At 32.6% G+C, this 25,721-nt stretch carries 27 protein-coding genes; 20 read left to right on the top strand and 7 right to left on the bottom strand.

Annotated elements, in window-relative coordinates:
- Window positions 1–199: 199 nt before the first annotated feature.
- From QYZ68_RS01665 to QYZ68_RS01655, 3 genes are read left to right on the top strand one after another with little or no spacing between them, the layout of a single operon-like run.
- Entirely contained in the window at window positions 200–1,093 is an 894-nt protein-coding gene (locus tag QYZ68_RS01665) for a 1-acyl-sn-glycerol-3-phosphate acyltransferase (RefSeq protein WP_301383855.1), read from the top strand.
- A gap of 15 nt (window positions 1,094–1,108) precedes the next feature.
- Window positions 1,109–3,931, top strand: a complete 2,823-nt coding sequence (gene flcA, locus QYZ68_RS01660; RefSeq protein WP_301383854.1) for a periplasmic flagellar collar protein FlcA — start codon at window positions 1,109–1,111, stop codon at window positions 3,929–3,931.
- A gap of 54 nt (window positions 3,932–3,985) precedes the next feature.
- Entirely contained in the window at window positions 3,986–5,104 is a 1,119-nt protein-coding gene (locus tag QYZ68_RS01655; RefSeq protein WP_301383853.1) for a vWA domain-containing protein, read from the top strand.
- Window positions 5,105–5,117: 13 nt separating this feature from the next.
- On the opposite strand, the gene QYZ68_RS01650 is transcribed toward QYZ68_RS01655, so the two are convergent.
- The 4 genes from QYZ68_RS01650 to QYZ68_RS01635 all read right to left on the bottom strand — a co-directional run bounded on the left by QYZ68_RS01650 (window position 5,118) and on the right by QYZ68_RS01635 (window position 7,502).
- Complete coding sequence (locus QYZ68_RS01650; RefSeq protein ID WP_301383852.1) at window positions 5,118–5,471, bottom strand: outer membrane protein assembly factor BamD; 354 nt, start codon at window positions 5,469–5,471, stop codon at window positions 5,118–5,120.
- Window positions 5,472–5,559: 88 nt separating this feature from the next.
- Window positions 5,560–6,696, bottom strand: a complete 1,137-nt coding sequence (locus tag QYZ68_RS01645; protein WP_301383851.1) for a LysM peptidoglycan-binding domain-containing protein — start codon at window positions 6,694–6,696, stop codon at window positions 5,560–5,562.
- 130 nt (window positions 6,697–6,826) lie between these two features.
- A complete protein-coding gene (locus QYZ68_RS01640; RefSeq protein ID WP_301383850.1) occupies window positions 6,827–6,958 on the bottom strand; it encodes a hypothetical protein in 132 nt (43 codons plus the stop codon).
- Between the two features lie 394 nt (window positions 6,959–7,352).
- Window positions 7,353–7,502, bottom strand: coding sequence for a hypothetical protein (locus QYZ68_RS01635; protein WP_301383849.1), 150 nt, complete (start codon window positions 7,500–7,502; stop codon window positions 7,353–7,355).
- Between the two features lie 809 nt (window positions 7,503–8,311).
- On the opposite strand from QYZ68_RS01635, the gene QYZ68_RS01630 reads away from it, so the two are divergent.
- Genes QYZ68_RS01630 through QYZ68_RS01605 form a run of 6 tightly spaced genes read left to right on the top strand, consistent with a single transcriptional unit; the run spans window position 8,312 to window position 14,163 of the window.
- Complete coding sequence (locus QYZ68_RS01630) at window positions 8,312–9,355, top strand: hypothetical protein (RefSeq protein WP_301383848.1); 1,044 nt, start codon at window positions 8,312–8,314, stop codon at window positions 9,353–9,355.
- 5 nt (window positions 9,356–9,360) lie between these two features.
- A complete protein-coding gene (locus QYZ68_RS01625) occupies window positions 9,361–9,933 on the top strand; it encodes a 5-formyltetrahydrofolate cyclo-ligase (RefSeq protein ID WP_301383847.1) in 573 nt (190 codons plus the stop codon).
- Complete coding sequence (locus tag QYZ68_RS01620; protein WP_301383846.1) at window positions 9,926–10,966, top strand: BMP family ABC transporter substrate-binding protein; 1,041 nt, start codon at window positions 9,926–9,928, stop codon at window positions 10,964–10,966. The genes QYZ68_RS01625 and QYZ68_RS01620 overlap by 8 nt, the downstream gene beginning before the upstream one ends.
- A 4-nt stretch (window positions 10,967–10,970) precedes the next feature.
- On the top strand, window positions 10,971–12,428 hold the full coding sequence (locus QYZ68_RS01615; protein ID WP_301383845.1) for an ATP-binding cassette domain-containing protein: 1,458 nt from the start codon (window positions 10,971–10,973) through the stop codon (window positions 12,426–12,428).
- Window positions 12,425–13,357 (top strand): ABC transporter permease, encoded by a 933-nt coding sequence (locus QYZ68_RS01610; protein WP_301383844.1) that lies wholly within the window; start codon window positions 12,425–12,427, stop codon window positions 13,355–13,357. The genes QYZ68_RS01615 and QYZ68_RS01610 overlap by 4 nt, the downstream gene beginning before the upstream one ends.
- A complete protein-coding gene (locus tag QYZ68_RS01605; RefSeq protein WP_301383843.1) occupies window positions 13,357–14,163 on the top strand; it encodes an ABC transporter permease in 807 nt (268 codons plus the stop codon). Before QYZ68_RS01610 ends, QYZ68_RS01605 begins: the two co-directional genes overlap by 1 nt.
- On the opposite strand, the gene QYZ68_RS01600 is transcribed toward QYZ68_RS01605, so the two are convergent.
- Genes QYZ68_RS01600 through QYZ68_RS05885 form a run of 3 tightly spaced genes read right to left on the bottom strand, consistent with a single transcriptional unit; the run spans window position 14,141 to window position 15,454 of the window.
- On the bottom strand, window positions 14,141–14,836 hold the full coding sequence (locus QYZ68_RS01600; protein WP_301383842.1) for a tetratricopeptide repeat protein: 696 nt from the start codon (window positions 14,834–14,836) through the stop codon (window positions 14,141–14,143). The two genes, QYZ68_RS01605 and QYZ68_RS01600, sit on opposite strands and share 23 nt — an antisense overlap.
- Window positions 14,833–15,348, bottom strand: coding sequence for a polyprenyl synthetase family protein (locus tag QYZ68_RS01595; protein ID WP_301384402.1), 516 nt, complete (start codon window positions 15,346–15,348; stop codon window positions 14,833–14,835). The genes QYZ68_RS01600 and QYZ68_RS01595 overlap by 4 nt, the downstream gene beginning before the upstream one ends.
- A complete protein-coding gene (locus QYZ68_RS05885; protein ID WP_367317276.1) occupies window positions 15,269–15,454 on the bottom strand; it encodes a hypothetical protein in 186 nt (61 codons plus the stop codon). Before QYZ68_RS05885 ends, QYZ68_RS01595 begins: the two co-directional genes overlap by 80 nt.
- 239 nt (window positions 15,455–15,693) lie before the next feature.
- Here QYZ68_RS05885 and QYZ68_RS01590 point away from each other — a divergent pair, with 239 nt between their 5' ends.
- The 11 genes from QYZ68_RS01590 to mraY are packed head-to-tail and all read left to right on the top strand — an operon-like array spanning window position 15,694 to window position 25,716.
- The gene (locus tag QYZ68_RS01590; RefSeq protein WP_301383841.1) at window positions 15,694–16,272 is read left to right on the top strand and encodes an SAM-dependent methyltransferase; all 579 of its coding nucleotides are present in this window, start codon (window positions 15,694–15,696) and stop codon (window positions 16,270–16,272) included.
- A 34-nt stretch (window positions 16,273–16,306) separates the two neighbouring features.
- The gene (locus QYZ68_RS01585; RefSeq protein ID WP_301383840.1) at window positions 16,307–16,837 is read left to right on the top strand and encodes a chemotaxis protein CheW; all 531 of its coding nucleotides are present in this window, start codon (window positions 16,307–16,309) and stop codon (window positions 16,835–16,837) included.
- Entirely contained in the window at window positions 16,827–17,663 is an 837-nt protein-coding gene (locus QYZ68_RS01580) for an NAD(+)/NADH kinase (protein WP_301383839.1), read from the top strand. The genes QYZ68_RS01585 and QYZ68_RS01580 overlap by 11 nt, the downstream gene beginning before the upstream one ends.
- A gap of 35 nt (window positions 17,664–17,698) precedes the next feature.
- Complete coding sequence (locus tag QYZ68_RS01575) at window positions 17,699–19,369, top strand: DNA repair protein RecN (protein WP_301383838.1); 1,671 nt, start codon at window positions 17,699–17,701, stop codon at window positions 19,367–19,369.
- Between the two features lie 10 nt (window positions 19,370–19,379).
- Window positions 19,380–20,138, top strand: a complete 759-nt coding sequence (locus QYZ68_RS01570) for a hypothetical protein (RefSeq protein WP_301383837.1) — start codon at window positions 19,380–19,382, stop codon at window positions 20,136–20,138.
- A gap of 21 nt (window positions 20,139–20,159) precedes the next feature.
- Entirely contained in the window at window positions 20,160–21,230 is a 1,071-nt protein-coding gene (locus tag QYZ68_RS01565; protein ID WP_301383836.1) for a hypothetical protein, read from the top strand.
- Between the two features lie 5 nt (window positions 21,231–21,235).
- A complete protein-coding gene (locus tag QYZ68_RS01560; protein ID WP_301383835.1) occupies window positions 21,236–22,072 on the top strand; it encodes a hypothetical protein in 837 nt (278 codons plus the stop codon).
- Window positions 22,065–22,961 carry a 16S rRNA (cytosine(1402)-N(4))-methyltransferase RsmH gene (gene rsmH / locus QYZ68_RS01555; RefSeq protein WP_301383834.1) on the top strand — a complete coding sequence of 299 codons (897 nt, stop codon included), beginning with the start codon at window positions 22,065–22,067 and terminating at the stop codon, window positions 22,959–22,961. Before QYZ68_RS01560 ends, rsmH begins: the two co-directional genes overlap by 8 nt.
- Before the next feature lie 11 nt (window positions 22,962–22,972).
- Window positions 22,973–23,227 (top strand): hypothetical protein, encoded by a 255-nt coding sequence (locus tag QYZ68_RS01550; RefSeq protein WP_301383833.1) that lies wholly within the window; start codon window positions 22,973–22,975, stop codon window positions 23,225–23,227.
- Window positions 23,228–23,252: 25 nt separating this feature from the next.
- Complete coding sequence (gene murF, locus QYZ68_RS01545) at window positions 23,253–24,644, top strand: UDP-N-acetylmuramoyl-tripeptide--D-alanyl-D-alanine ligase (RefSeq protein ID WP_301383832.1); 1,392 nt, start codon at window positions 23,253–23,255, stop codon at window positions 24,642–24,644.
- Window positions 24,645–24,660: 16 nt separating this feature from the next.
- On the top strand, window positions 24,661–25,716 hold the full coding sequence (gene mraY / locus QYZ68_RS01540; RefSeq protein ID WP_301383831.1) for a phospho-N-acetylmuramoyl-pentapeptide-transferase: 1,056 nt from the start codon (window positions 24,661–24,663) through the stop codon (window positions 25,714–25,716).
- The last annotated feature ends 5 nt before the right edge of the window (window positions 25,717–25,721 follow it).

Below are 25,721 nucleotides of genomic sequence, written 5' to 3'. Positions count from 1 at the left end.
GAATTATTCCTTTATGTTTCATAAAGCGTTCTCCTTAATTTTTTGTCTTTTGTATCTTCTTTTATTATAAATGACTTTTGTTGAAAGGCTTAAATGAATTTTACTTTAATTTGACAAGCAAATAAAGTATAATGGTGTAGGTTATATACGTGGTTTGTCGATGTGTTATTTTTTCTAAAAGTTTAAAGGGTGAGTTTTTATGTTTATACAAAATGAGAGTTTTAATAAGTACTTCAAGGATATTGAGGGTGAATTCCTTAGTCAATTTAAAGCTATCGAAAATGTAGATTGTTTAAATAGTTCTTATCATGAAGCGAATGCTGTTAGTAGGAATTTGGCTGATAAGATGATCAGGAGACTTCTAAAAGATGGCTCTACTATTGTTGGTGTAGAGCATATTTTGGAACTTTATGAAAAGACTAAATCTGGAAAGTCATCTATCATATTGATGGAGCACTACAGTAATTTTGACTTTCCTTGTTTTCAGTTCTTGTTAAATAAGATGAACTGTACAGAAATAGCGGATCATGTTATTCCTGTGGCTGGTGTTAAGCTTTTTAAAGATGATTTGTTTGTTAAAAGTTTGTCTTTGGGGTATAGCGTAATATTTATCTACCCTCCACATTCATTTATTGGAATCGATACTGAGAAGATTAGGGAAAGAAGGACTTTTAACGCCAATTCCATGAAATTTATTTCCGACAAAAAGAGCAGTGGATACATCATTCTTATTTTTCCAACAGCTACCAGATACAGAAAAGGAAAGCCTGAGACTAAGAAGATAATATCAGAGATTGGGAATTATTTTAAGATTTTCGATTATTTTGTGATGGTTGGTGTTAACGGCAATATTCTTGAAGTTTCAAAAGATGAGGAAATGTCACACGACATTTTTAAGGAAGATGCTCTTGTTTATAATATAACAGAAGTTATAGATATGCTTGATTACAGGAATTTAATCTTAAGAGCATTAGATCAGGAAGGTCTAGAGCCTACAAAAGAAATTTTAAGTTCCAGGATTGCTGATGACTTAGAAAAACGTTTTGTGGTTCTTCATGAAGAGGGAGCTAGAATATACAATGATTTGAGTTAGGGTGTTATTGTTAATATGCCTGATATAGAAAAAATAAAAAAGTTTAAAAGGGAAGTGTTGGATAATGTGTCTGGCGAGAGGGCTAGAAAGGAGCCTTTTGGGATAAAGATGGACATTGCACCTCCAAAGGATGAGGGGGAGAGTATTGTGCCTTGGGAGGGGGAGAGGTCTTTTCTTGGTGCGGAAGCAGAGCAAGGGAGTGAGCTCGATTTAGACTTTATTCTTGACGCGCTTGATAGTGAAGAGCGAGGCAGGCTGGACGAAGAAGATGGGTCATTCTTGAAAGATCCTAAAAAATTAGAGGCGAATTCTGAGGTTAATGTCTCAGAGGGTGGTCTTATTGGTTCAGAGAAGCAGCTTGAGGAAGATTTTGAAAAGGTTCTTGATGATAATTCTATTAGTCTGGATGATGCGATTGATTTTGATGCAAATGATGTTCCAGATGTTGGGTCGCTATATGCTAATGAATCTCTTGATACTAAGGATACTGAGAATTCGGGCGAGGAATCTTCAGGCAGTGACAGTGATATCTTTGATGATGATTTTGATCTTGATGATCTAGTTGATAATTTGAGTGGATCTAGTAGCTCTAATGTTGGTGAAGTTCCTGCTGACGTTGGATCTGGTGTTTTTAATGGTAGTACTGATTTTGATGAAGAGGGTGATTTTGATAATCTTTCAGATGATTTTAGCTTCTTAGAGGATGAGCAGGAGTCAAGTGCCCAGGATCGTAATTTTACAATTAATTATCCTTTATTTCTTGAGCATTTAAATTCTTACCCTAGAAATTTAAGAATTGCTGTGGCTGAAGCTTTAACAAAAGATAATATCTCCAGGTATAAGCTTGAAGCATTAATTGATCTTGTTGAGCAAAATAAGAAGGGGCTTAAGTTTATTGCCAAGTTTGCTGGCGATATTGTTGGGCGTTCTGTTAAGCTACCTGTTATTTATTATAAAGCAGAGGAATTTAGTAGGCTTGAACAGAAGCTGAGTTATAGGATTTCAAAAGCTTTAGTACCGATACTTAAGATGTCTTTGCTGATTGTTTCTATGACTTTTGTGGCTTTTTATCTTTTAGTTGATGTTATGTTTTTTTATGTTGCATCTGATATAAAGTATAGGGAGGGCATGTCTTACATTTATGAAAATAAAGGGAATCTTGCTAAATCTGCTTTCAAGGATGCGTATTACATGAGGCCTAGTGATAAGTGGTTTTTGGCTTATGCACAGGCTTTTGAAGATATGAGAGATTTTGATAGTGCTGAGGAGAAATACGAGGAGTTATTTACTGTTGATCCTTTTTCTGAGGGCGCCCCTAAGAGAAGACGAAAGAGATTTAATAAGAATGGGTATGTGTCTTATGCTACTATGAAAATGAGACTTGGGGAGTATTCTGAAGCCAATTTGATTCTTGATGAGATCATATCTTATGACCTTTATGACCGTGATGCGTTAATGACTAAAGGTGATAATTATTTTAAATGGGCCCAAACAGATCCTAGGTATTATAGAGATAGTATCAATAGTTATACTATTCTTCTAGCGAGGCATGGGCATGAAAAAGAAATCTTATTTAAGCTTTTCAATGCCTACATTGAGGCGGGTGCTGATAAGGAAATGGAGAATGTGAATTCTTTTATTAAGGCAAATGAGGGCATAGACATTGATGAGGTAGTTTATACTAGGTATGTTAAGAGACTAATAGATAGATACGTTGACTTTACTGTATATAACAAGAGGATAAATAACTTGTCTAGGAATTTGAAGTATTTCAGTGCGCAAATGAATTTATTGAATAAAGAATTTGCCAATTTTAAATCTGGAGACGGAAAGACTGTTCTTGATGCTTTAAATGATGTCAATCTGAATTCAGAGATTGAATATATTCTCAGAAGGATTTTAACTAATAATCCTAATTATAATAAGGCTCTCTTTGAAAATGGCAGGTATTCTTATTACATAGGTGATTTTAAAAAAGCAGAGGGATATTTATTAACAGCATTAAATGGCTTTAGGCGGGAAAATTTAATTGAAAATTCTGCTGACAAAATAATAGCTTATAGAATTTTGGCAGATATTTATGAAAAACAAGACGACTCTCTTAAGGCAAGTAATATTATTGGCCTAGCTTTAAGCGATTATGATTTTTATAAAAGAAATGGTCTTATTAGAGGAACTAGAGAACTTTCTTTGGTATATGAAAAGCAGGGGGATATTCTTAGGTCTTTGAAAGGATTTAAGGCCGCGATTTCTTCTTATAATGCGGCAATAAATGAGGGAGTCAATTCTCCGGATGTTTATTATAAGGTGGCATTACTTAGTTATAAGGAGGATAATTACAAAGAGGCATTAAACTATTTGTTTAAAATTGAGAACATGTCTGGATTTTCAAATAATAACGAAGTTTTAGGTTTAATTGCGGCTGTCCTTTATAAAATGGGTGATTTTGTGGCTTCTAGAAGTTACTATGTAAGGATATTAGAAAATTTGGATGTAGAGAAGTCTAGTATTTTGGGTTTCAGACCTAATGATAATAATTATCATAGGGCTTTATTGATAAAAGAAATTGAGAATTATAATAACCTTGGGATTGTTGAGATAAGAGCGTCTCTTGGTAATAGAATTGGTGTTGGTATTGTTAAAGATAATGAGCTTTTTGATTCAGGAATTGCCAATTTGACTAAATCTTCTAGGATGTTTGACTTGTTAAATCGAGATGTTGATATGGTTAAGAGTGCTAGGAAAGACCTTGCTAGTTTGAATCTTAGGAGTGTTTTTAAAAATGATTTCTTTGGTTCTAACATCTTGTTTTATGATAATTTGGCCGATAATCTTTAGGTTTGGTTGGACTTTTGGGTACAGTTTTGTCTAATTTATTTATAGGGAATTTACATGAAAAAAACTTACTTTGTTATTTTCTTACTTATTGTTTTTGATTTATTTTCTTCAGTGGATGATTATTTGAATATTACTATTGATGATGTGTATGTGGAGGCTCGTGAAGATGGGTTTCATCTTTTTATTAGGAAAAAACCAAAAGTCAAGTCTGTCATTTTGACGGAATCTTTTGAGATTCCAGGTAAAAGTAAAGATGTTTCTACTTATTCATTTAGAACATTGAGCTATAACAAGATTAACGGGGATGAAATTAGAATTTTAAATGGTAGAGTCATTAAGAATAGAGAGCTTTTATCACTAACATCTTCTACTCCTGTTCCGAATAGAAAATTTGGAGAGGCTTTTCATATATTGATCCCTAAGCGCTTAAAATACGGTTTTCCTAATTTTTCAACAAGAAGTGGTGATATTGATTTAGAAACCCTTAAGAGGGAAAAAGAGCCTTTTTGGTTTTCAATTAGAACCTTCGAGAAAAAATACAACGATTATTTAGGTCAGTATAAAGACAATGCTTATGAGTTATTTTTTAAAGATACTCAAACAGAAGGTAGGGCGGGGCTTGATGGTTTAAGAGAGGCATTTTTGAGATTTTCTGATGATGTTGTAGTTGCCGATAAGGGAATGGATACCATTGAAAAGATAAAGGATATTTTAGAAAGGTCAGAAGACTCACTTGCCGAATTAGATCTTGTTTTTGTTATTGACGCTACTGAGAGTATGAAGAGTCATATTGAAATTTTAAAGGAGCATCTTTTTGAAATAGTAGAACCTCAACTTGAGAAGTTTAAGTCTTACAGAGTAGGTATTGTATTTTATAAGGATTATCTTGAAGATTTTTTAACAAGATCTTTTGATTTTAATACTAAGGAATATTTAAATAGTATTCTTAAGTATGTTAATGTGGGGGGAGGAGGAGATTATCCTGAAGCGGTGTTTGAAGGAATTAACGCTGCTGTTACTCAGTTTGATTGGAGAGCGGAGAACAGACTCATTATTGTATTAGGAGATGCCCCGCCGCACGAATATCCCAGAGGCCCTATAGTTTATGAAGATGTAATCAACTCGGCTAAAAGAAAAGATATTACGATTTATGGGATATTGCTTCAGCAATAGAAGTGTTAGCAGATCAGGTCTTAGTTATCTTTTCCATCATCTTTTTGGCTAATGGTAGAATCCACTTGGGTGTTTTAATGCCGGACTTTATTAATTCTTCAAACAAAGTTTTTGCTGTGTCCTTTTTACCTATGGTGTAGTTTATAAACGCGATTTCGTATTTTCCGGTGGCAACTATGCCAGCATTGTCCTTGTGAATTTCAATCATTTTTTCGTACACATTCAAAGCGGATCGGTAGTCGTTTGAATTCATTGCTTTTTGAGCTTCTCTTAAATAAATACCATAAGGAGTTTCTTTTGTCAGCTCCTCTAAACTTGCTGTATAGCAAGAAAAGAGAAAAGTCCCTGCCAACACCAACTTTTTCATCTTTATTCCCTTTCTTAGAAACTTACCAAATTGATTTTATTAGATTTAAAAGAAGAAAACAAGTAAAAACCTGTTTTCTTCTTTTATTTTACTTAGAAGGAATTATGATCTTCCAATCTTTATGTATTAAATCCGGATTTTGTATCTTTTGTCTGTTTGCAAACCAAATTTTTGGCCACAAATAAGGATCTTGGTATAATTTCTTAGAAATCCCCCACAAGGTGTTCCCAATCTTCACTATGTAGAGCTCTTTACTTGCATGGCTTTGGTAAGCTTCCAAGTATCTTGCAGAATCTAGAAACAATTCATTTGCGAGTCTAAGATTATTAAGTCTTTTAGCTTCAAGGCCCTGTTCCCATAACTGCCTAGATTTCTCGATGAGCTGAAGTGTTTTAAATTTGTTTGAATCCGATCTCTTTATTTCCTCAGCTTCTTCCTCGTAGGCAAGTACCAACGGAAAATCAACTTTTCCTAGTAAATAAGCACCACCTTCCAAGTCCAAAAGATTCATATACGCTCCCTTGTCTTTAATGAGCGCTCTTCCATTCCACGGAGATGGCTTAATAAGTTTGCTATTACTGTAAACAGATAAATTAGAAGCTGCTTCAAGTGCTTTCAATTGTTTATACATCCTCTCGTCTGTTTCCTTAAGAGCCCTTGATTCCCTTGCTTTCTTAGCTGTCTGTTGAGCCTTATTGAAGGCTTTGCTATACATACCAAGGGAATTTTCCATATCGTACACCTTGTATTTTCGAGTAGCTTCGAAATATAGATTATTTACCTCATCAACTTCTAATGGTATCCATATGTATGCTTCGTTCGCTTCAGCGTCGTTTAGATATTTTTCAATATTTTCCTTAAGGTAGCTTATCTTCTCTTTTTTCTCTATTGTATCCCTTGCAATGCTTCTGTACCGCTCCAGTGCTTTTATAGCAACTTCATTTCCCTCTTGAGTATTTCCTTTCTTAAATTTTTCCCTCATTTCTTTTTCAGCTTTCTCAGCCTCGTTAAATTCTTTGGAATAAAAAAGATTTCCCCTCTCTCTTAAGACTTCATTTTTAACATCCTCAACGTCTCTCTGCAAATCTTCAGGTTGCCCAGTCCCACTTCTTTTCGAAACCCTGGCATTTTCACTCTTAGCGTCTTCTGGAGGAGTCTCGCATGAGACTAGAGATAAAGTAAGCACAGATAAAATCAAAGATAACAGTTTGCCTTTTCTCATCATAAACACATCCTTGTTATTGTGTAGCACTGATTACCCAAGATAGCTCAGTCTTTAAGTAACCAGAACCCTTGTTTCTTAATGATACATCTAAATGTAATACAACTTGCCCACTAACATAAGCACCAATACCTTACTCTGTGCTTCCAGAGGGCTTTAAAATTCTGTAATCCTCGCATCTTCTTTCTTCTGGGGCAGTCTCACAGGAGAAGAGAGAAAAAATAAACACAAGTAGAATCAAAAATAAATCGCTTTTTTTCATCATACGCACATCCTCGTCATCGCACGCATCCATTACCTAACACAAATTAGCCTTTAGGCAACCAACACCTTTATCTCATACAACACTTTTGGTCTATTATACAACTGCCATTAACCTAACATCAACCCCTTGCTTTTCTCCCAAAATGGCTTCGAAATTGCGAACATCGTTACTCCAGATTGTGCCTAGCAAGTGCATACTACGGACTTTATATTACAAAACAGGGAAAGCAAACGCAGGAAAACCCGAAAATATATTTTCTTCTACTCCCCATAAATACGTCCTCTTATCACGCAGCACCGGTTACTTAAGACAACTTAATCCCTCAAGTAACCGGCACTTCCATTCTCAATAGTACTTGTGGCACGCAAAAACCACTATCTTAACAGCAATACTCCTATCTTCTTTTTAAAATTTTAGGAGCTCCAGCCCCACCGTCTTCTTGATTTGGATCGCAGTCATAGATATTATTGACAGTCTCACACGACAGGATAGAAAGAGCAAGTAAAGACAAAATCAGAAGAAATAAATTGTTTTTTTTCATCATAAATAGATCCTTTTCAATCACCGAGCAACACCGGCTATCTAAAGCCAACCTAGCCTCGTCACCGATGCTCTCGTTTTAATATTCTATGTGACACGCAGGCGCCACTACCTTAACAGCAATACCCCTACTTTACCTAGACAGCTGGCTTTGAAATACTAGAAGCCCCAGCCCCTTCCCCTCGAGGAGGTTTGCAATGATAAACATTGTGGGTCTTGCATGAAGACAGGGACAAAATAAACGCCGACAAAACCAAAAATGATAAACTGTTTTTTAATAAATTGTTTTTTTTCATCATAATAATACATCCTCACTACCGGTGGCATCACTTACTTAAGACAGATAAGCCCTTAAGTAACCAATACCCCACTCTTAATTCTTACTATATGTACTCTCAGTACACAACATGCACAACTGTTTGTCAGTTCAGCACCAACACTTACCCCCACCGAGCCCTGAACCCCCGTATTCATCCGAGGAGTCAGCCTAGTCAGCGACAACACCTGCACGACAAGAGGTAAAGAACAGGCACCTATAAAGTAAAAAATGATAATTTTTTGCCTTTTATCATAAGCACACCCCCGTTACATAACGTCCACCACACCAGCTACAGCTTCGTTCCCTCTATGAGTCCTCATGGGAAAAATTTAGCACAAAATATCATTTTTGCAATCAGGCAAAGCTACAACGTATTTTCATTTTCTCTAAAGTTAAAAATCTTTTGGAAAAGGATATAATTAATTTATAAGTATTAAAATGAGGAGAATTTTATTTTAAAGCTATGTGCTATTATTTTTTTGTTATTATCCAAAATGGCGTTGTTCTCTCAGGTGGCATTCATTAAGGAAATGGAGGGTAAGGTTAGTGTTTTAAGGAATACTATTCCCGTCAAATTAGACTTGGGAGATGAGATTTTTGAATATGATTTTATTGAAGTTGGAGACAAATCAAAAGTTAAAATAAGTTTGTATGGAATAAATGGTGTTTCATCGGATCTGACCCTTTATTCTAATACGAATGGTCTTATTTTTTATTCCTCTCTTAAAGACGTTCAGGAAGCTAAGGTATATTTGTTTAGGGGAAGTTTAGATGTTGTTGTTTATGAAATTGTCAAGGGGTCTTCGTTTTCTGTCAGTATTGATAATTATTTTTTTGTCACAGATGTCCCAGCAAAATTTTATGTTAACAGTGACTACTACAGTAGCTATTTTGTAAGTGTTTTTGAGGGTATTCTTAGGCATTACAATAAAGATGAATATTTAGTTTCAGGAGGTACTAGTGTCTTGCTTTGGGATGGTAATTCTTTTTTGAGCAAAAATAGCGATCCTGTACCTAAAAACATAATACAATCTCTTAGAGAAAAGTCTCGAAAAAATTTTACTTCTTTGAGTAATAGGAGCCCGAACTGTATATTTTCAAGGTATATTGAGGGTAGTTTTAGGTTTGAATTTTTGTATGAAAACCTAGTAAAAGATTCCAGATTTAATATCATATATTCAAAATGGAGTTTAGAAGACGAAAATCGTACTTTAGGAGATAGGGTTGATATGGTTAATGATATTAACTATCTGAAAGGTAGAATAGGAATCCTTTTTAATAATTTTATTTATTTAGCAAATATGTTTTTTTTCATAGAAGATATTGTGAAAAATTCATCTGATGTTTTTGAAAAATTAAATGTTCATGGGTCTATTTCAAATTTTTTTAAAGATTATAAAAAAAATAGAGAGTCCTTAATGAAGAAATTTTTTAAAACAATTCATTCTTTCAAAATGTATTTAACCCGTACTCATGGCGATATTCCTAGTAATTTAAAAGTCGATGAATTTTACTTGTTAAAGCCTAGAGAATTTTAGGTTTTATGAATAAGGATTTGTTAAAACAAGAAATTAGAGACAGAATGATAACTTTGTTAAAAAGTTATGAAACGGACACAAGAGTCAAGTTTAGTGAGGATATTTCCCTAAATTTGTTAGAATTTATTAAAAGCGTAAATATTTGTCAGGTTTTGTCTTACTATCCTATGCAGTTTGAGGTTCAAATACACGGATTGTTAAACTCTTTATTGAGTTTAAACTTTAAAGTTTTTTTGCCAAAAATTTTAGGTATGCATACCATGGGGTTTTTTAGATATTTTGGAGACTCCTCCGTTAAGCTAGGCAAGTTTAATTTGTTAGAGCCTATTTCTTGTATTGAGTTTAACAGTAATAAGTATTCTGTTGTATTAGTTCCAGGCCTTGCATTTTCAAGTAAAACAGGACATAGAGTTGGACGCGGTGGAGGATTTTATGATATCTTTCTAAAAAGAGGCTTCTTTTTAAAAGTTGGCGTTTGCTTTGATTTTCAGATTTTTAATTTTGTGCCTTTTTGTGCTGATGATGTCAGGCTAGACGCTGTGATTTGCGAGGAAAGGGTGTTTCATTTTTGTGAATAGGTTTCCATTGCTTAGAATTTTTTGGGTTTTTACTTCTTTAATTTGCTTGTTTCTGTTTGTATATATTAATTTTTTTAAAGTTAGAGCGCTTAAAATTTCAACAGGGAAAAGGCTTGCGTTATTTGTTCCGGGGGTTATTGGTGGTGCTCCTTCCTACAGAGAAATGTATGATTTTTTGGTTGAATTTCAAAAGAGTAGAAAAGACATTGAGGTTAAGATATTTGAGGCTGGGTTTAATCAGGGTGAATGGACAGAATTGCTTGAAAAGCTATTAAAGCATCAAGAATATGATTTTTTAATAACAGCGAATAATTCAATGCAGGGAATTGTTGATAAGATTTCAAAAAATCATCCTCGTACTAAATTCTTAATTTTCGATTCTTTGGTGAAAAATAATAATCCTCAAGTGTATTCCTTGTCTTATAATGTCGCAGAGGAAGCTTATATTTTGGGTTATTATGTGGGTCTATTTTTAAAAAATTTTGATTTGTCTAGCAAAAATGTAGCCTTGATTACTGGGCAAGAATATCCTGTTATGAACGATTATATTTTTCCTTATTTTAAAAACGGAGTTAAAGAAGTTTTAGATTCAGAAGTTTTCTTTAGAACTTTAGGAAACTGGTACGACAGTAATAAGGCAAAGGCCTTATCAGATTCCTTAATCTTAAATTCAAAAGTTTCTGTAGTCCTTCCTATTGTGGGAATGGCTGTTGGTGGAGTGCTTGCATCAGTACGTGAGCACAATGTTTTTGCAGTTCTCTTTGATAGTGAAGATTATTTGAATAATAAAGACAATGTTATTGGATCAGGCATTACAAATCATAGATTTTATATAGAAAAAGTGTTAGATAAAGCTTTAAGAGGAGATATTAAATACGGCATTTATGAGGTACTTGGACTTAGGGAGATGGGAGTTTCATTTAATTTTTTAAATAAATTTTATTTAGAAAGTATTAGTCTTGAGATTAAGAAAAAACTTGAAGATAAAATAAAAGCGATGAGCGATGTTGGGATAAAGATAGATTTAGAATGATGTTATGATAGAGTTTAAAAACATAGTGAAGTCATTCCCAGATATCGAGATGCCTATTCTAGATAGTGTTAATTTAAAGATTGAAGAAGCTAAAATTTTGACTGTTATTGGTGGAAATGGAGAGGGGAAAAGCACTTTGTCTAAAATTATAGCTGGGGTTGTGCGTTTTGATAGTGGGGATGTGTTTGTAGATAATAGAGTACAGAAGAATTGGAATGTGGATGAGGCAAAGCGTAATGGTGTTTATCTTGTGTCTCAGATACCTAAACTTAATATGAATTTAAGAGTATGGGAATATCTTAACATTTACTGGTTTGATTCTAAATTTTTTATTTTAATGAATAAATCTAGGACCTATAGATATTATAAGTGGATTAGACAGTTTTATAATATTGATTTTGATCTGGACAAGAGAATACGAGATTTAAATATCAAAGAGGTATATCTTTTGCTTATCATTTCCTCTCTTAAGAGCAATGCAAAAGTTATTATTTTTGATGAAAGTGTAGCTTATTTCTCTCAAAAAGAGGCCAAGGAGTTTATTAAACTCCTTGGCCTTCTTAAGAAGACGGGCATCACTTCTCTTTTTATCACGCATAGAGAAATTGGGAGTGCCGTAGATTTTAGCGATGAATTTATTATTTTAAAAGATGGAAAATGCTTTAGGACGACAAACAAGGAGACGATACTTAACAAACTTGAGATGGTAGTGGATAAATTTGTTTTTACAAAGGTTAATTGTGATAGATCAGATGAAGATTTTATAAAATTTAATTTATTTTTTGAAGATTTTTGGAAGTATGATGTTAGTTTTTCTTTAAAAAAAAGAGGAGTTTTTGGAATTATTGCAGAAGAAGCAGCGATAAAAACGTGGGAGAAGTTATTTTTAGGAGAAATTCCATTTGTGGGATGTGTAAAAATGAACGGTGAGAGGTATGAAGATATTAATGTTTACGACTTAAAGGCGGGATTTTTACCTTTAGGTATTGCTAATTTATTTTCTGATAATAGTACTATTTTGGATGGGTTCTTGGCCAAAATAATGAGTTTTGATAATGAACTCTTTGTTAAGGAAGCCGCTATTAAAAAGCTTAAGGAATTTTTTAGGAAAGATATGGAATATTGCGATGATAAGATAGTTAAGACCTTTTATTCCAAATCTTTTTCATTTTCTGGGGGGACTTTGAAAAAACTTGCCCTTTTTAGAGAACAGTACATTACAAAGAGTGTTTTGATTTGTTTTTCACCTCTTAGCAACCTAGATTATAGGGCATATAATGAGGTAACTATTTTTATTCGTAATTTTGCCAAGCGAAAACCCGTACTATTAATTACTCCTAATTTAGATGAGTTACTTCTTCTATCCGATGATGTTTTAGCTATTAAGGCTGGAGAGGTTTTATTGAGAAAGCCAAGGGATCGTATTAATAAAGCACACTTAAAGGAGCTGCTATTCATATGAGATCGTTTAAGAAGGAATATGTGTTCTTGGTTTTTTCATTTAGTGCATTGATTATTAGTTATTTTTTTGATGGGTTTTTTAGTCTGTCTTATATCAAGGCAATATTTTGGAATTTTATATTGCTTCTATTGATTGCAACAGGGATTTCTACTTGTGCTAGAAGTAATAGTTTGAATCTCGGACATGAGGGGCAAGTCTATTTGGGTGCTTATTTATCTTACGTGTTTTGTGAATTGTTTGGGCTTACGTATTTTAATTTTGTGTTAATAATGGTATTAAGCTCGTCTTTGGTTGGTCTTATAGGGATTATTCCTTTTTTTTTAACATTCTTTTTCGGCGTAAATGAGATGCTTACGGGTCTTCTGATGTCTTATGGGAATCAAAGATTGGTAGATGGATTTATATCAAAGCTTTTAGGTCTAAATGAATTTTTAAATCATACAAAGAGTGTCGATCAAATATTTACTCTCGATACTTCTTTGCCATATTTAATTTTGTTTGGGGTTTCGGTCTGGGGATTTTATGTATTGATACACAAGCGAACTATTTTAGGATTAAAGCTTGAAATATTGAGTGATAGGAAGATGTTGGGTAAGTTTTTTAGTGTTAATGAGTTTAAGTATAAATTTTGTACGGTATTTGCTAGTGCTTTTCTTAATGGACTTGTAGGTACAATGTTTGTTATATTTTTTAAAAATTATTTATTTTTAGGGTTAACTGCGGGACTCGGTTGGAGTGGATTTATTGTGGCAGTAATTTCGGGGTTTAACTATATTTATGTGCTGTTCTTCAGCCTATTTTTTGCAATGCTGAATGAGTTTAATAATTATCTTAAGATACATTATTCTTTTAAGTACGATTTTATTGGATTGTATCAGGCTATATCTATTTTTTTCTCATTATTTTTAATTAATTCGGGTAAAAAATAATGCTTGTTATTTTTATACATTCTCTAATATTCGCATATTTAGCACTTGGGGTGCTTTATACGGAAAAAATAGGTCTTTTAAATATATCTATTGAAGGAATTTCTTTTTTGTCTGCTTTCTTAACATCTCTTCTTATTTATTTGGGGTATGGAATTTTTATTTCAATTGTTATGTCGCTTCTCGTTAGTTTTATTTTTGGTGGGTTTTTGTCCTTTCTTACGGTAAAGGGCTACGACATTTTCATATCAGGCATAGGAGTGAACATATTATGTTATTTTTTAGTCAGTTTTTTGATGAGGTTTAATTTTGATTTTATGCCAGGGTTTAGTTTGGATCTATCAAATAATTTTGCTATTTCTATTTTTGTTTTATTTTTTTTCGTCTTTTTAGGCTTCAGCATTTATATAATAAATTGTTCAAGAGTTAGGGTAGTTTTTGAGTTTATACGCTCAGGAGATTATGAGAATGTATTAGGTGAGCGAACTAGTAATTACTTTAAGTCTTTTGCTATCTTAATATCTGCGATTTCAGCAAGTGTGTCAGGCTCATTTCTTGCTATAAGTCTTAATGTTTATTCTCATAATTTAGGGTTAAATAATGGTTGGCTTTCCGTTTGTATATTATATATTTCGTTTTCGAGTCCTTGGCTTGTTTTTCCAGTTGCATTTTTTATGGTGTTTATTGAGTATAATTTCTTTAATTTTCAGGATTATGTAAATTCTTATTTTGCTCTTGCTTTGCCATTTTACATGGCCATATTAATTAACATATTGATTTCTCCTTTTAGGAAAAATAAGAAATTTTAGTCATACCATTTGTTGAATTTTTAATTTGCTTTAGGGTTCTCATTTGTAGTTCTAACCTTTTTATTTTGATTTTATTAAAGAGATAAAAGGGTAACTGCTTTACAATATCTAGGTTATGTAGAAAGAGTGTATATAACATATCGTCATGTGTTTCTATTTGAAAAATAGTGTTAATGATTAGATCAAATATTGAGTCTTCATCTTCAATGAAATGATAAAGACCTTTTTTTAATATGGCGTCAATGAGTATGTATGTGTTAGTGTTTAGTAAATTTTGGTTTTTTTGCATAAAATCTGTTATATAAGCCATTGAATTGCTAGACTCTCCGATGAGAAAATACGCCCATGAAATGTCAAGATAATTTGATGTATCCGCGAAATCAATTATCTCTAGATAAGTTTTTGTTTGTTTAATTGCTTCTAGCCAATTTCCCATCAGATATTCTAGTTCCGAGAGTAATAAGTACGCATCAACTTGTTTAGGATCCTTGTTTATAATTTCCATCAATAATAGTTTAGATTTGTCATATTTTTTTAAATTTTTTAATAAAACTGATTCTTTGTAAAGCTCATCAATTTTATCTCCTCCCATATCTTCTGCAGATATTTCTGCGTAAATGGGAATAACGATATTTATAAAGGCTAAAATTAGAATTATTCTAAATTTTTTCATAGGTTTTCCTCTTTTATTTTGTTTAAAATTTCTAGTATTATGTCTTGGCATTCGTTGATTAAATTGTCCCCAGAATTTTTATCCTCAATTTCATTTTTGATATTTCGGATATCATTCATTATTTCAAGATAGGTTCCAAACCTTAAGAAGGTATTGTGAGGATTTTTAGATTTATTTTCGTTATTTGTAAGTATTCCAGTTAAAAATCCGGCCATTCCAAAAAGAGAGCTTGTCTTAAGGCCCAACAAAGGGATATGCTCCTTAATGCTCAGGATGTGTGTTGCTTTGTTAAGTTCAATGTCGCTTCCGTGCTCCAGGTGAAGAACTGCAGGAGTTGTGAGAAAATTTTCGCAAATTAATAATTTTTGACTTTCTTTTGAATTGGAGTTCCTTATTAAACCCACCGGCAGGAAATAAATTATATTTGTAGTATTAATACTGGAGTCTATTCCATAAATTAAGTGAATAGTCAGATCCTCCTCTTCTTTGTAAAGTACCGTCTTTAATATCATAAACAATTAAGCTTCCGGAATGAGGTAATTCAAGTAGCAGGCTTAACTTGTATAAATTTTCAGAGTTACCAGCGTTATGCCCTAAAGCATGCTCCAGTACAACCATTAGTATTTGCCTTATTTTCTTCATCCCTCGTTTGATTATCCAAGCGGGTTGCACTTGAATGTGTTTTTACTGTATCCTCTCCATGATTAAGCTTTAGCGCTAAACCCGTGCCTTTAAAGAGATTTAGAAAATTATTCATTTGAAAGTACGACATTAATGTTCTTTTCAATATTTTCTAAAAACAATTTATTTTTCATATATAAGAATTATAATAAAAGCATAGCTGAGATGAGAGTTGTATGTATGATGTTAATGATGAGTATTCTAGGAGGGCTAGGAAAGAGGGGTACCTTGCTAGGTCTGTTTATAAGTTGGTAGAAATTGACAAGAGGTTTTCTTTGTTTTCTTCTGGTAACATATTGGATATTGGGGCATCTCCTGGCAGTTTTTCTCAGTATGCCTACGGTAAGCTGAGAGAGGGGATGCTTGTTGCTGTTGATCTTGATGAAATGAGTCTTAATTTTGGCAGTAATTTTTGTTTTATAAAGGGTGATGTGTATCTTGGTAGTGTTGTGCAAAGAATTAAATCTTTTGCTCCTTACAGTCTGGTTTTGAGTGATGTAGCTCCTAGGACCACCGGTAACAGGTTAGTTGACACGAGTAATTCTTTTAATCTGAATAGTAGAGTGGTAGAACTAGCTTCTGAGATCTTAGCTAGGGGCGGGAGTTTATTAATTAAGGTTTTTCAGGGAGGAGAAGAGGATCAGATTTTTTTTGTGCTTAAGAGATATTTCAGAATTGTTAGGAAGATTAGGCCTAAAGCTGTGAGGAAAAATTCATTTGAAATTTATTTTTTATCTAAGGGCTTCATGTGTTAGAAGCGAGTAGTTAGGTAATGTTAAGGGTGTGGGTATGTTTGGAAGAGAAAAGGTTAGAGAGAGAAAATCTCAGTTACAGATTGCATGTTTTAAGATAGGAAGAGAAAGCTATGGGATTACAATAGATCATATTAGGGAAGTGATTAAGGTGCCTCTGGATAGCATATATGCGATACCTAATGTTCCTGAATACATCACAGGTATTTACAATCTTAGAGGGGATATTATTCCTTTAATAAATTTAAATATTAGGTTTAACATTCCTTCTATTTGTCAAACAGAGGAAGATAAAATTTTAACGGGTTACTTAATAGTAAATATTAAGGGAAAGCTTTTAGGCATATTTGTGGATAAGGTATTAAAAGTGATTAGTTTTGATGCATCTAGAGTGCAAGAACCTCCTGCTACTTTGCAGACTTTGGATAGAAAGTATATATCTGGTGTTGTTAAAGTCGATAGTGAGGAAAATTTTGAAAGTGAGTATTTAGTATTAATTGATATTGAGCAAATATTTGACAAGGTTGAGTTTGAGGGGATTCCATACAAGGAAAGTAATGGAAGATAGGGTTTTAATTTATATTAATTACTCAAATTTGCATGCTGAGTTTCTTGGTTGTGAAATACAAAAATATTTAAAAGATAAGTACGGTGTTTTAGGTTTGTTGATGGGAGCTGGTAAGTCTTTGGAGTTATCGGAAAGCGGTGGTTTGATTTTTGCAATAACCCTAGGGGGGGATGGCACGGTTTTATTGGCCAGCAGTTTATTGTTAGAAAGTGATATTGATGTTCCAATAATTTCAATCAATCTGGGCAAGGTAGGGTTTTTAGCAGACATAAAACCCAAAGACTTTAAGGAAGTAGTAGATAAATTTTTCGATCATTCTTTAGTTATTCATGAAAAATATTTGCTTAGTGTGACTGCTTATAGGGGTGGGCGCGCTGTACTTACTAAGTATGCTTTAAATGATGTAATTATTCGTTCAAGTATTCTTAATAAGTTAATTTGTGTAGATCTTAAGGTTAATTCAGAAGATTTTCTTTCATATAGAAGTGATGGGGTAATATTTGCGACCCCCACGGGGTCGACCGGATATTCTTTCTCTGCAGGGGGCTCTGTTTTAGAATCAGATCTTAAAGCCTTCATTTTAACTCCCATTTCTCCACATTCGGTTTATAATCGTTCCTTTGTTTTTTCAATCGGGAGCCAAGTTACGCTTTCATTTCAAAAAAAATGTACTCTAAAACCAATATCAATTTTTGTTGATGGGGTTAATCTTGGAAAATTTGATGTTGATACTGTTTTTGAAGTAAGTCTTGCAAATAAAAGCCTGCGGTTTGCGTCTTTTTGTACGGACACTTTTGTGAAAAGACTTAAAAATAAGTTATTATAAAGCAAAGCATTTTAATATTTATTTTTGAGTTTTGTATGTTGGTTGAGCTTTTTATAAGAAATTTTGTTTTAGTTAAAGAAGTGTCTATTGGTCTTAGAAAGGGATTGGTAGTATTTACGGGTGAATCTGGTAGCGGGAAGAGCCTACTGTTGTCTTCAATTTATTATTTGTTTGGTGGGAAGCTTAAAGATAACGTCATTATGGATAAAGAGAGAGAGTGTGTTTTGCTTGCTAAATTTATGGCAAATAGAGGAGCTAGGGATTATTTATCTTCTAAAGGCATACTAGTAGACGATTTTATTAGCATAAAGAGGGTAATTATGGCTAAGTCTTCAGACACCTTTTTGAGTAATTACTATATTAACAACGAGCCTATTTCTAGTGTAGTCTTAAAACCAGTTTTTGATATGCTGATTGAGATCCATTCTCAAAATCAACAATATTTAATTTTGAGAAATCCATCAAATAATTTAAAGATTTTAGATAATTATGCTAATTTGAACGTTTCTTTGGAAGAATATAAATTAGTTTACGAGGATTACGTTAAGTTTTCAAATGATTATGATAATTTTATTTCGGAAGAAAAATCACATAAAGAAAGTAAAGAAGAATGTGAAAGGATACTTAAGGATATAGATTCTTTAGATCCTGAAGTAGGAGAGGAGGAGAGGTTAAAGTCCAGATTAGATGAGCTTCGCAATCATGAATCTTTATGCAGTACGCTGTTAAACTTAAAGAATGTCTTAACTTTGAGCGAAGATGCCTCTGCTTTAAGTGAGGTAAAAAGGGTAATTTGTGATTCCGAGCATCTGTCTGAGATGAATAGTTCTTATCTTGAGCTTGAAAAGCGTCTTAAGAACGCTTATTATGAACTTGAGGATATTGGGCAAGTTTATAGCCGGCTTCTGCTCGATATGGCCTATGATGAGCGAGAGGTTGAGGAAATAGAGAGTAGGTTGTATGACATTTTTCGCTTCAAGAAAAAGTATGGACCAAATATTGAAGATATTATAGAATTGAGGGAGAGATGTAGTGCTGTTGTTAATTCGTCGCTTAATTTCGAAACTGAAAGGCTATATAGGGAGCAAAGACTAAATGACTTGTTAGTCCTAACGGAGAAGTTGGCAGGTAATATTTCAGAAGCTAGGAAAAAGGCTGCTTTGAGCTTTTCTTCTGGAGTAACAGCAATATTACACAGGCTTAGTATGGGTAATGCAAAATTTTTTGCTTCAATATCAGAAAGGAAAATGGGCTTGACGGGTATTGATGAGTTGGAATTTTCGATTTCTAGTAATCTTGGGGTAAAAGCGCAACCAATTTATAAAATTGCTTCTGGAGGAGAACTTTCAAGGATAATGTTGGCCATTAAGAGTGTACAAAATATTAGTGAAGATAGGCTTGTAATATTTGATGAGATTGATTCTGGGATAGGGGGGGAGGCTGGTGTTAGTTTGGGTAGGTATTTAAAAAATTTATCAGGGAATGTTCAAATATTTGTTGTAACTCATCTTGCCAATATTGCAAGTCTTGCAGATTATCACGTTTTAATAAAAAAGGAATTCAATAAAGGTGTTACTTGCGTTAACGCTACTATGTTGAAGGGGAATGATCGAGTTTTAGAGGTCGCTAGGATGCTTAGCGGGGATATTAATGACAGTAGCATTAAACACGCAGAGGTCCTTTTGAAAAATAGTAGTCAAGTATGAATGGTTATTTATGGATTTAATTGATAGCAAAGATTATCAAAAGATTTTATTTATTGATGGTCTTATTTTGCAAACTTTCAATGACATAAGGGAAATCAAAGAGTCTGGAAAATTATCACTTGATTCTGAAGCAACGATTAATTTTATCAATTTAAATTTGAATGTTTTAAGTTATATTGTTTCTTTAAATTATTTTTATACAAGACCTAGATTGAAGGTTAATTATAATTTTAAGAAAAATCTTTTTAACTTTATTACCGATTCTTCTTTGTTTGTAAGTCCTGTTTTACTTGCTCCTTCCAGTGAGCTTATTGAAAGAGGATCTGTAATTGATCTAGACCCCAAAGAGCGGTTTTTGATTGTTAGAAAATTAGGGTATCTTATTGACCTGGGAATATATTTTAATAAGGGTGATTCTAAATCAATTTTTTTCCTAGAAGATATATATCTTAGATTTATTGTTTTTGTGAAGAATTTTATTGATTTTAAGAATTTAGCAAAAAATCTGCTTATTGATAGTCCTTTTTATAAAGTTCAATTAGCCCATCTTGTTAAGTCTTTAGAGCTTTTAGAGGAAGGGGCATTTCTTTTAAAAGTCAGATATGAAACAAACAAAGCTTACGTATTTTCAAAACAGGCCCTGAGTTATATTCAAGCCGGAAAGATTTTAGCTGTTGTCACTTCCCAAAAGGAGATAGCTGAGAAATTTTCAAAATTTTATGATGTTTGGTCTGCTAAGTTTAAGTCGGATTTGAACAAATCAGAGTAATAAGGAAGGATACTAATAGTTTTGAATTTTGATGAAGAAGGCATAGTTAAGTATAAAAAAATAAGATTTCTTTTATTACTAATTTTTTTATTACTCTTAACAGTAGTGGTCGGTTTTTTGCTAAAAACAACCACTACTGTTTCTACGTTTTATAAGTTTAAGCGTTTTGAGGTGAGTCCTCATGATTTTGTTGATATTTCTCCAAGCAATAGTGTCTTTATTGGAGGAAAGGTTATAAAACTAGATTCTAACAGGGGTCATTACAGCGTTTTAAACGATCATTTGGTGAGTTTTTCAGATTATTACTATGTGATTTCTAATTTTAAAGATCATTATTCCGTATTCCTCAGGGAAACTAATAAATTTTTATTTTCGTTTAAATTTAAAGGTTTTGTTTTTTCGAAAGGTAATGCTATTTTTGCTCTAAATGATTTATATAAAGATTTAGAGGTTTATGGGTCTAGTGGAGATAAAATTTTATCTTTGAAGTTCATAGCGTCCATATTAAGCATTGATTATAACGATGATGTCTTATCGCTAGGGCTATCTGATGGTAGAGTATGCACATACAAGCGGGGTAATTTGATTTATAGTAGTGATGTTCCAGAGATTAGATTTCCGGTTTTATGTGTCAAGTTAAGCTTAGATAATAAATATTTGTGTGTGATAAGAGAACACGAAGGGGACTCTTTAGAGATAATTAATCTAGATAATAAGCGCGATCAGGTAATGCATTTAAGTAATTTAAAAATTAAAAATTTGAATCCTTTTTTAAGATTCGATGATTTTTATAATTTATTTATTGAAACCAAAGATTCATTTTTAATAATTAGTATTGAAAACGGTAAACTTTTTAAAGTTGATAATAAAAATTATGTTTTAAAAGCCTCATATGATTCTTTTTGTGAAATTTATAGAATATATTTTTATGATTCAGATGCTAAGATAGTAAATATAAGAACTTATTCTGAAAATTCTTTTAAGTTGTTTGATAACGTGTTTTTTAGCGATGGGATGGTTTCGTACGTTGAATTTAATGGAGGAGTTTTGTACTTTAGCGATGATGGTGGTTTAAGGTATTTGGGACTGTAATTGCCATGAAGATTGTATTTCTTTTTCTTTTTAGTTTTGTTAATCTGTATTCGTTTTTGGAGTTCGGGAGAGGTGAAAAATTTGGTTTGGTTAGGGATTTTGGAGAACCCTTAAATGGAGATAATGATATAGGTATTGGCATAAAGCTTCAAGCTGTGGATACGAATATCTCTGTTTTTTCAAACAATTACAAAATTTTATATTCTAAAAATAAGGAACATGAATACGAGAGAAGCGTTTTAATTATTTTTGATAAAGATTCAGCCCTTAATCTGGAATTTTTTGGTGATTTTGTGTATAAAAACGAGAGAATTTTTTTCGCAGACGGTAACAAAGTCTTTGATGTTGTAGTTATTGATCAACATAGAGGGTATATAATCAACCCATTATTTGTAATCAAGAATAGAGGTAATTTAACTGTAGGTCCTTCCTTTTCTTTGGGTAGTGTCCTTTTAAAGGGTAAAGACGATACGATGCTTGAATTGCAACGAAATACAAATTTGGATATGGGGTTTGGAAATTATGGCCTTGTTTTGAATTTTTCTAAAGGCAATGCTAATGCCTTAAATACACTTAAGGGTATTTATTACTTTGAAGTGTTGTTAAATAATAAAAGTATTTTTCGTGTTAAATTTCAAAGTATATTTTTGAACAATAATCTGTATGTTGTTTCTGGAAACAAGAACCATGATTTATCGCTTTTTAACTTTAAGAAGGATAATGGAATTATTGAAATAAATAATCTTGAATTTGCTAAGGGAAAGAACGAAATTACAATTAGGTATGGAGATGTTTATGAGACTGAGATTAAGTTAACCTACAGGTTTGTTATTAATGGGTGATGTTATGCTTCATACCTCTGTACTTCTTGACGAGGTGGTTGATCTTTTAGATTCTGTTTGTGTAGGTGATGGATGTATTTTCGTTGATTGTACCCTAGGAGAAGGCGGGCATTCATGTGCGGTATTAAGAAAATATGAAAACATAAGTGTAATTGGTATTGAGAGAGATGTTGCTATTTTAAACAAGGCGAAAAATTTTCTTGAGGAATTTAAAGATAGAATTTCATATTTTAATATTTGGTTTGATGATTTTTTTTGTGAATACCCCTTAAAGAATAGGGCTAATTTTATTTTGGTTGATCTTGGCGTTTCTATGTTTCATTACAGGGAAAGCGGCAAGGGGTTTTCTTTTTTAAAGGACGAAATATTGGACATGAGACTTGATCCTAGTTCTTCAAGTCTTAGTGCGTATGATATTGTAAACACTTTTAGTAAGGAAAAACTTGAAAATTTAATCTATGAACTTGGCGGTGAGCATTATTCTAGAAGAATTGTAAAATCTATTCTAGAAAGTAGGAAAGTGAAAAAAATAAAGACTGCCTTAGAACTACAGAATATCATTGAGAGAGACTATCCTAGGATCAATTTTAAAATAAATCCAGCAACTAAGACATTCCAAGCGTTAAGAATTTATGTTAACGATGAGCTTTTCAGATTAAAGAGAAGTTTACCATTATGGTTAGAAAAATTAGCAAAGGATGGAATTTTGGCCATTATTACATTTCATTCATTAGAGGATAAAATTGTAAAGGAATCTTTTAAAAATTTAGATAGAAATTTGTATTCTGTATTGACTAAAAAACCTATAATTCCGAGTTTGAAAGAGAAGAAATGTAATAGTGCATCCCGAAGCGCTAAGCTTAGAGCCGTAAAAAGAATAGATAGGTAGAATGGGGAAAATTGAAACTATATTATTTATTGATTTTGATATTAACAGTAGTTGCATGTCTTAACATTTATCTTAATTTTAGATATGTTGTGAAATTGCGAGAGTTTGAGGATTTAAATCAGGAACAAAGTAACATTGTTGATGAAAACCTTAGATTGCTAACTGTGATATATGAACTAGAAAATATTGAGAGGATAGAAGAGCTTAGCAAAGATTATTTAGATTTAGAGAAACAGGAGAATAGTGACATAAATGTTATTGAGTAACAGGTTCCTTAAATGAGGGTGTTTAGTGCATATAAAAGTTGAAGATATTCTAAATTCTTCAGATGATGTTAAATTTATCGGACATTCAGAAAGCATGCAAAAGGTTTTGTCCTTTTATTCGATTGATAGCCGTGAGATAAATACAAAGAACAGCAATGACAGTCTTTATTTTGCATATAAGGGAGATAGAGTAGATGGATTTTCTTTCGTTGATTATTTGATTGGTATTGGTGTTAAATATTTTGTGTGTTCTAGGGATTATGAACTTTCCTGTATTGAGTATTTCAAAAAGAGAAATGATTTAGGATTTTTGCTAACTAGTGATGTAATTGCTTTCTTGCAGAAAATGGCATCGCATTTTATTAAGAAAACAAATTTCAAAAGGATAGCTGTTACTGGTAGCAATGGAAAGACTACAACAAAGGAAATGCTTTACAGCGTATTATCTGAAAGGTATAAAACTTGTAAGACTTGGGGGAATTTAAATTCAGACATTGGACTCCCCCTTAGTATCTTAAGAACTAGGGGAGATGAAGAATATGCTGTTTTTGAAGTTGGGATTAGCTACATTGGGGAAATGAATCTCCTATCTGAGATATTAAATCCTGAAATTGTTATTATTACAAACATAAGTTATGCACATATGCAAGCTTTTGAAAACCTAGATATTGTTGCTTCTGAGAAGGCCAGAATTATTACTAAGAGCACTCGGATAGTTATGCTTAATGAGAACTGTCCTTATCATCATGATTTGAAAAAAATAGCCAATTCTAGAAGCCCAGGGAGTAAAATTTTCTACTTTGAATTTGATAGGCTACAGATAGGATCATTGTCAATGTTGAATAAGAAATTGTCTCGTGATTTTAATTATAAAGGTTTTAATTACTCTATTTTATTACCAGGTAGGCATAATATTTTTAATGCAATATCTTGCATCAATCTAGCCTTGTTACTTGGGCTTAGAGAGGATGAAATTAGAAGGGGACTTATGCATACTGACTTCCAAAGAGGTAGAGCAGAGCTTATGAAGGTGAAGGACTATCTAGTGTTAAATGATTCTTATAATGGTAATTTAGGTTCCTTTATGGCTTTAAAGAAGATGATCATAGATCTTGATATTGAGGATAAAAAAATTATTGTTCTTGGGGCTTTTAAAGAGCTTGGAAAATTTTCGTATGAAGCACACAAAACAGTAGTACAAGAGATTATTCCAATGAATTTTGATAAAGTTTTTTTAATTGGAGAAGAATATCAAGAAATAAAGAGGAGTAAGAATTTTGAATTGAGTAATTTGTATTACTTTAATAGTTTTGAAAATTTTATTAATTATTTTGTTAAGAATTTAGAGGCTCATTGCTTTATTGTTATTAAAGGATCAAGGGCAAACAGGCTTGAAAGGATTCTTGACTACATTTAGGGATTGATGAGGTTTTATGTTTTATCTTCTAGGATTAAGATTACTCAAATATATTACTTTCAGGGCAGCTTATGCCACCGTTTTTGCATTTTTACTTGCTTTATTTGTTGGTCCTTTTATTATCTTGAAACTTAAGAAATTGAAGCTGGATCAAATCTTAAGAGAAGAAGGCCCTAAGCGCCATTTGAATGAAAAGGTAGGGATACCTACCATGGGTGGCATTCTCATTTTTTCTTGCGTATTAATTTCTTTGTTGTTTTGGGCCAATCCTTTCAATATTTACTTTTTAATTATTCTTTTTGTAATGCTTAGCTTTGCATGTTTGGGATTTGTGGATGATCTTTTAAAGATAAAGAGACAAAATACAGATGGACTTAATGCTAGGTTTAAAATTTATGGACAGATTTTGTTTTCTTTTGTGTCAGTTAGTATTCTTTACTATTTTGGAAGTGGACATGTCAGTATAATTTATTTTCCGTTTATTAAGTCTTTCAATTTAGATTTAGGCTTTTTGTATATTCCGTTTGGAATGTTTGTTTTAATATCTGCATCTAATTCTTTTAATTTAACAGATGGCCTTGATGGGCTTGCCATTGGACTTAGCACAGTTATAACAGGAGCTTTAATAATAATTGCTTATCTTACAAGTAGAGCAGATTTTGCATCTTATTTAAATATTCCAAATATTAAAGGAACTGAAGAACTTGTAATATTTCTTGGAGCTTTGCTTGGGGGTAGTTTTGGGTTTTTATGGTTTAATGCTTATCCTGCTAAAATAATGATGGGAGATACTGGCAGTTTGTCAATTGGAGCAATCCTTGGAATGGTTGCTTTAATTTTGAAAAGTGAGATTCTTTTTGCAATTCTTGCAGGGGTTTTTGTGGTTGAGACCTTGTCTGTAATTATTCAGGTGGTTGTGTATAAGAGAACTGGAAAAAGGATATTTAAGATGGCACCGCTACATCACCATTTTGAAGAGCTTGGGTGGTCTGAAATGCAGGTCGTTATTAGGTTTTGGATAATAGGTTTAATATTCGCTATACTTGCTTTAAGTACTCTTAAGATTAGATGAGTTAA

This window comes from Borrelia sp. P9F1 (genome assembly GCF_030436115.1).
GTDB lineage: Bacteria > Spirochaetota > Spirochaetia > Borreliales > Borreliaceae > Borrelia.
This window is presented reverse-complemented; position numbering and strand designations above follow the sequence as displayed.

Excerpts from the sequence above, each read along its gene's own strand:
- QYZ68_RS01665 (WP_301383855.1), top strand. The coding sequence starts at position 200 with ATGTTTATACAAAATGAGAGTTTTAATAAGTACTTCAAGGATATTGAG.
- flcA (WP_301383854.1), top strand. The coding sequence starts at position 1,109 with ATGCCTGATATAGAAAAAATAAAAAAGTTTAAAAGGGAAGTGTTGGAT.
- QYZ68_RS01655 (WP_301383853.1), top strand. The coding sequence starts at position 3,986 with ATGAAAAAAACTTACTTTGTTATTTTCTTACTTATTGTTTTTGATTTA.
- QYZ68_RS01650 (WP_301383852.1), bottom strand. The coding sequence starts at position 5,471 with ATGAAAAAGTTGGTGTTGGCAGGGACTTTTCTCTTTTCTTGCTATACA.
- QYZ68_RS01645 (WP_301383851.1), bottom strand. The coding sequence starts at position 6,696 with ATGATGAGAAAAGGCAAACTGTTATCTTTGATTTTATCTGTGCTTACT.
- QYZ68_RS01640 (WP_301383850.1), bottom strand. The coding sequence starts at position 6,958 with ATGATGAAAAAAAGCGATTTATTTTTGATTCTACTTGTGTTTATTTTT.
- QYZ68_RS01635 (WP_301383849.1), bottom strand. The coding sequence starts at position 7,502 with ATGATGAAAAAAAACAATTTATTTCTTCTGATTTTGTCTTTACTTGCT.
- QYZ68_RS01630 (WP_301383848.1), top strand. The coding sequence starts at position 8,312 with ATGGCGTTGTTCTCTCAGGTGGCATTCATTAAGGAAATGGAGGGTAAG.
- QYZ68_RS01625 (WP_301383847.1), top strand. The coding sequence starts at position 9,361 with ATGAATAAGGATTTGTTAAAACAAGAAATTAGAGACAGAATGATAACT.
- QYZ68_RS01615 (WP_301383845.1), top strand. The coding sequence starts at position 10,971 with ATGATAGAGTTTAAAAACATAGTGAAGTCATTCCCAGATATCGAGATG.
- QYZ68_RS01610 (WP_301383844.1), top strand. The coding sequence starts at position 12,425 with ATGAGATCGTTTAAGAAGGAATATGTGTTCTTGGTTTTTTCATTTAGT.
- QYZ68_RS01605 (WP_301383843.1), top strand. The coding sequence starts at position 13,357 with ATGCTTGTTATTTTTATACATTCTCTAATATTCGCATATTTAGCACTT.
- QYZ68_RS01600 (WP_301383842.1), bottom strand. The coding sequence starts at position 14,836 with ATGAAAAAATTTAGAATAATTCTAATTTTAGCCTTTATAAATATCGTT.
- QYZ68_RS01595 (WP_301384402.1), bottom strand. The coding sequence starts at position 15,348 with ATGATATTAAAGACGGTACTTTACAAAGAAGAGGAGGATCTGACTATT.
- QYZ68_RS05885 (WP_367317276.1), bottom strand. The coding sequence starts at position 15,454 with ATGGTTGTACTGGAGCATGCTTTAGGGCATAACGCTGGTAACTCTGAA.
- QYZ68_RS01590 (WP_301383841.1), top strand. The coding sequence starts at position 15,694 with ATGTATGATGTTAATGATGAGTATTCTAGGAGGGCTAGGAAAGAGGGG.
- QYZ68_RS01585 (WP_301383840.1), top strand. The coding sequence starts at position 16,307 with ATGTTTGGAAGAGAAAAGGTTAGAGAGAGAAAATCTCAGTTACAGATT.
- QYZ68_RS01580 (WP_301383839.1), top strand. The coding sequence starts at position 16,827 with ATGGAAGATAGGGTTTTAATTTATATTAATTACTCAAATTTGCATGCT.
- QYZ68_RS01575 (WP_301383838.1), top strand. The coding sequence starts at position 17,699 with ATGTTGGTTGAGCTTTTTATAAGAAATTTTGTTTTAGTTAAAGAAGTG.
- QYZ68_RS01570 (WP_301383837.1), top strand. The coding sequence starts at position 19,380 with ATGGATTTAATTGATAGCAAAGATTATCAAAAGATTTTATTTATTGAT.
- QYZ68_RS01560 (WP_301383835.1), top strand. The coding sequence starts at position 21,236 with ATGAAGATTGTATTTCTTTTTCTTTTTAGTTTTGTTAATCTGTATTCG.
- rsmH (WP_301383834.1), top strand. The coding sequence starts at position 22,065 with ATGGGTGATGTTATGCTTCATACCTCTGTACTTCTTGACGAGGTGGTT.
- mraY (WP_301383831.1), top strand. The coding sequence starts at position 24,661 with ATGTTTTATCTTCTAGGATTAAGATTACTCAAATATATTACTTTCAGG.